Origin of the sequence: Flavobacterium sp. YO12 (assembly GCF_004119495.1) — a bacterium.
Classification (GTDB): Bacteria; Bacteroidota; Bacteroidia; order Flavobacteriales; family Flavobacteriaceae; genus Flavobacterium.
The window spans coordinates 1-1,646 of sequence record NZ_NRQU01000132.1 but is presented as its reverse complement, the minus strand read 5'-3'; the positions used below and the strand labels follow the sequence as shown (position 1 = coordinate 1,646).

The window sequence follows — 1,646 nt, the reverse complement described above, 5'->3', positions numbered from 1 at the left end:
ACTACAAAAAGAAAAAAGATAATTGAGACTTTTAAAAAATACTACAATAATAAAAACCCTTATATAAAGGATTTCAAGTTTTTTTTCCCAGCTTATCGATGAACATTAATATAGGAATTAAGTGTTCGATTGTAATCCCATCAAGCCCACAAAAAAGCCTGTAAACTCTTTGTTTACAGGCTTTTTTATTTTAAGTTGCCGTTTAATGCTTGCTGATAATTTTCACTTTAGATATGAAATATAACATAAAAGCTACCTAATTTTGTGAGCTTTATAAGTTATTCTCAGTACATATTCATTAATCTTACTCTATAAATTTTGTTCTCACTAAGCTAATACCCAAACCTCTTGTATTAGTTATTTTTTTCTATATTTGATTTCTACCTATTATTTAAATAAATTAAGAGGATTTCATGGTAAGAGTTTAAAATCTGCCAAAGAAATATTAAAATCCAACTTCGAACTTTCAATAGGAAATATTAAATGGCTGGGGAATTGAGTTTATTTTTAATCACTGAAATAAGTTCCAAACCAGAAGAACAAGCTGAAAAATGGGCTATAGCTCAATCTTGGGCAATATTTTACATGAATATAACAGTTATTGCGTTTTAAAATTAAAATAGGTATTGCAGAAAACGACTCATAGACTCTCATACAATTTTACTTTCAATAGTTTTCGCCTTTGCGTGGCTGCACAATTCACACTTGTCAATTACATTAGTAAATGACAAAATACACAAGTTAATAATAATCTCACCTAAATAGATGAAAATTTTATTGGCGTGAAGTCGAATATTCTATACATCGTTGATTTACAAATTTTTGCTAAATCTTATTACTATAAATACTAGCTGATAGCTATTTACTAAAAAAACGTCTCTAAAATATAGAACATCCAAAAACAGTCAGTTACATATTTTCTATTAATCGAGTTTTGAATATTACTATTTTACGAAGATATTAGTGTAATATTTTTTACCATTAATAGGATTTTGCGTAATCGAAATTCCAAAATTAGTATAATCTCCCAGAATATTTTTTTGTGTTCAGGACTGTCTAGCCAGGCATTTAAAGCTGCCTGAGGACTATTATAGTTATAAGCAATGTTCTCACTTACTTTTTTAACGCCAAGAACTTTAATGATATCTTCTGATCGGGCTACAAAATTATCATGGGTTACAATATCATTGGTAATCATATAAATATTGTGTTCTTCAGACTTAACAGAGATGTAATTTATTTTTCCTAAAATGTTTAAACCATTACTAACTCTGTATTCATTTATTAAGTCCATTGTTTCCAGTTCAGCATTACTATAATTGTAATCTACGATTCTTTCTGGAACAGATTCTGTCGGATTGCTGTTAAGTGTGTCATTAGAACAGGAATAGATGGTAAATACAATTGCAATTAATAAGGCTATTTGATTATTATTTTTCGCCATGATGAAATTATAATTTGTTAATTAAATTATGTTTTATGGATATGGCAAATTTCCGCAGATTTTAATTTTCAAATTACCTGTAAAAGACTTATAACTAACAGTATAAGTCTTTTTTTTATTAACTAATTAGGAGTTTTTATTTATCAGATCTTACTAAATTCGAGAATGTTTAGATCTATTATTTGATATATAGAGATGGCAC

The 1,646-nt window shown here is 27.6% G+C and carries 1 protein-coding gene; it reads right to left on the bottom strand.

Going from position 1 to position 1,646, the window contains the following annotated elements:
• Positions 1-949 precede the first annotated feature (949 nt).
• A complete protein-coding gene (locus BOW55_RS20630) occupies positions 950-1,444 on the bottom strand; it encodes a CAP domain-containing protein (RefSeq protein WP_371414553.1) in 495 nt (164 codons plus the stop codon).
• Between the last annotated feature and the right edge of the window lie 202 nt (positions 1,445-1,646).